General features: G+C 48.8%; 2 tRNA genes and 1 rRNA gene. All 3 read right to left on the reverse strand.

The features are described 5' to 3' along the window. Positions 1 to 31: 31 nt before the first annotated feature. The 3 genes from BUW93_RS14800 to BUW93_RS14810 all read right to left on the reverse strand — a co-directional run bounded on the left by BUW93_RS14800 (position 32) and on the right by BUW93_RS14810 (position 3,408). A 23S ribosomal RNA gene (locus BUW93_RS14800) occupies positions 32 to 2,870 on the reverse strand. Between the two features lie 242 nt (positions 2,871 to 3,112). Next, positions 3,113 to 3,186: transfer RNA gene (locus tag BUW93_RS14805), tRNA-Ala, on the reverse strand. Positions 3,187 to 3,334: 148 nt separating this feature from the next. After that, positions 3,335 to 3,408: transfer RNA gene (locus BUW93_RS14810), tRNA-Ile, on the reverse strand. Between the last annotated feature and the right edge of the window lie 2 nt (positions 3,409 to 3,410).

Consider the following 3,410-nt stretch of genomic DNA (forward strand, 5'->3'; position numbering starts at 1 on the left):
CTCCTCCCATCCCTTGCAGGATAGGAGGAATCGCATCAAGCTTTACGGATTATTAGTACCACTTGGCTATGACATTGCTGCCTTTACACCTGTGGCCTATCAACGTGGTCGTCTCCCACGGTCCTTTAAAGAAATCTCATCTTGTGGTGGGTTTCGCGCTTATATGCTTTCAGCGCTTATCCCTTCCCAACGTAGCTACTCTGCAATGCTCCTGGCGGAACAACAGATACACCAGAGGTTAGTCCAACTCGGTCCTCTCGTACTAGAGTCAGGTCCACTCAAATTTCTAACGCCCACTACAGATAGAGACCGAACTGTCTCACGACGTTCTGAACCCAGCTCGCGTGCCACTTTAATGGGCGAACAGCCCAACCCTTGGGACCTTCTCCAGCCCCAGGATGTGACGAGCCGACATCGAGGTGCCAAACCCCCCCGTCGATGTGAGCTCTTGGGGGAGATCAGCCTGTTATCCCCGGCGTACCTTTTATCCTTTGAGCGATGACCCTTCCATGCGGTGTCACCGGATCACTATGCTCTACTTTCGTACCTGATCGACCTGTATGTCTCTCAGTCAAGCTCCCTTTTGCCATTGCACTCTACGCACGGTTACCAAGCGTGCTGAGGGAACCTTTAGAAGCCTCCGTTACTCTTTTGGAGGCGACCACCCCAGTCAAACTACCCACCAAGCACTGTCCCTCATCTAATGAGGTTAGGCTCCGAACAAGTAAAGGGTGGTATTTCAACAATGACTCCACACCGCCTGGCGACGGCGCTTCAAAGTCTCCCACCTATCCTACACATCACTTGTCCAAAGTCAATACTAAGCTATAGTAAAGGTGCACGGGGTCTTTTCGTCCCGTAGCGGGTAATCGGCATCTTCACCGATACTACAATTTCACCGAGCTCATGGCTGAGACAGTGTCCAGATCGTTGCACCATTCGTGCAGGTCGGAACTTACCCGACAAGGAATTTCGCTACCTTAGGACCGTTATAGTTACGGCCGCCGTTTACTGGGGCTTCAATTCAATGCTTCGCCACAAGGGCTAACATCTCCTCTTAACCTTCCAGCACCGGGCAGGTGTCAGGCCCTATACATCATCTTTCGATTTAGCAGAGCCCTGTGTTTTTGATAAACAGTCGCCTGGACCTCTTCACTGCGGCCCATCCGAAGATGGGCGACCCTTCTCCCGAAGTTACGGGCCCATTTTGCCTAGTTCCTTAGCCATGAATCTCTCGAGCACCTTAGAATTCTCATCCCAACTACCTGTGTCGGTTTGCGGTACGGGTTGCCTCCACTCGCTTTTCTTGGAAGTCGATTCGCTGGATTATCACGCCGGCCGAAGCTTTTGTGTACTATCGGGGTGTTACCACTCCCTTCAACGTGCTATTCCGTCAGCACGCACCAACTGTTCGCCTCCGTCCGCTTTAACGTGGGGCAAGTACAGAAATATTAATCTGTTGTCCATCGACTACCCCCTTCGGGTTCGCCTTAGGTCCCGACTAACCCCCAGCTGATTAGCATAGCTGGGGAAACCTTAGTCTTTCGGTGTGCAGGTTTCTCGCCTGCATTATCGTTACTTATGCCTACATTTTCTTTTGTAACCACTCCAGCAACTCTCGCAAGTCACCTTCACCGTTGTTACAATGCTCCCCTACCACTCTGTACTCTTGTACAAAATCCATAGCTTCGGTAATATGTTTATGCCCGATTATTATCCATGCCGGACCGCTCGACTAGTGAGCTGTTACGCACTCTTTAAATGAATGGCTGCTTCCAAGCCAACATCCTAGCTGTCTGGGCAGTCCAACCGCGTTTCTTCAACTTAACATATATTTTGGGACCTTAGCTGATGGTCTGGGTTCTTTCCCTCTCGGACACGGACCTTAGCACCCATGCCCTCACTGATATAAAACATTTTATAGCATTCGGAGTTTGTCAGGAATTGGTAGGCGGTGAAGCCCCCGCATCCAATCAGTAGCTCTACCTCTATAAAACTATCATATCGCTGCACCTAAATGCATTTCGGGGAGTACGAGCTATTTCCGAGTTTGATTGGCCTTTCACCCCTACCCTCAGGTCATCCCAAGACTTTTCAACGTCAACGGGTTCGGTCCTCCACTATGTGTTACCACAGCTTCAACCTGCCCAAGGGTAGATCACACGGTTTCGCGTCTACCATTACCAACTTTAAACGCCCTGTTCAGACTCGCTTTCGCTACGGCTCCATGACTGAATCACTTAACCTTGCTGGAAACGGTAACTCGTAGGCTCATTATGCAAAAGGCACGCCGTCACCCCAAAGGGCTCCGACCGCTTGTAAGCGTATGGTTTCAGGATCTGTTTCACTCCCTTGTTCAGGGTTCTTTTCACCTTTCCCTCACGGTACTGGTTCACTATCGGTCTCTCAGGAGTATTTAGCCTTACCGGATGGTCCCGGCAGATTCATACAGGGTTTCTCGTGCCCCGCACTACTCAGGATACCACTATCATTGCATTCATTACCTATACCGGGCTGTCACCGTCTATGGCCAGGCTTTCCAACCTGTTCTAATTCCGTTTGCAACAAATATTGTGGTCCTACAACCCCATACAGTCCGTAAACTATATGGTTTGGGCTAATGCACGTTCGCTCGCCGCTACTAGCGCAATCACTATTGTTTTCTCTTCCTCCGGGTACTTAGATGTTTCAGTTCCCCGGGTTTGCCCTCCTTACGGAGTACCATACCTTCAATATGGTGGGTTGCCCCATTCGGATACCTGCGGATCAACCTGTATGTGCCAGTCCCCGCAGCTTTTCGCAGCTTATCACGTCCTTCTTCGCCTCTGAGAGCCTAGGCATTCCCCATACGCCCTTATCTAGCTTGTATGCTTCTTGCTTATGCTCGAATTTCTCGTGACCTATTATATAAATCACTAAGTATTCTATTAATTTAATTTACCTCGTTATAAAAATAAATTCTATAACTGTAGTTTTCTCGTATTCTTTGTTTCTCAATATGTCAATGAACTTTTTTCCTCTATAACAATCTAAACTCGATGGCAACCAAACGAATATGCTTTCGCGTTTCCTGATGTTTGTATTACCTATCTCCCCTAGATCTAAAGAATCGTGGAGAATATCGGAGTCGAACCGATGACCTCCTGCGTGCAAGGCAGGCGCTCTAGCCAGCTGAGCTAATCCCCCGTGTTTCAGTTGTCAGTTAACAGTTATCAGTTAACAGTACTTATAACGGCTACTCAACCTCTAAAATTTCCTATTTCAAATGAACTTTTATATCGCCTTCAACTAAGATGCTGAATCAAGTTCAGCATACTCGCATCTGCGATGCTCGTAGTCTCAGGCAGACTCGAACTGCCGACCTCTACATTATCAGTGTAGCGCTCTAACCAGCTGAGCTATGAGACTGT

Origin of the sequence: Salegentibacter sediminis, assembly GCF_002078605.1 — a bacterium.
Lineage (GTDB): Bacteria > Bacteroidota > Bacteroidia > Flavobacteriales > Flavobacteriaceae > Salegentibacter > Salegentibacter sediminis.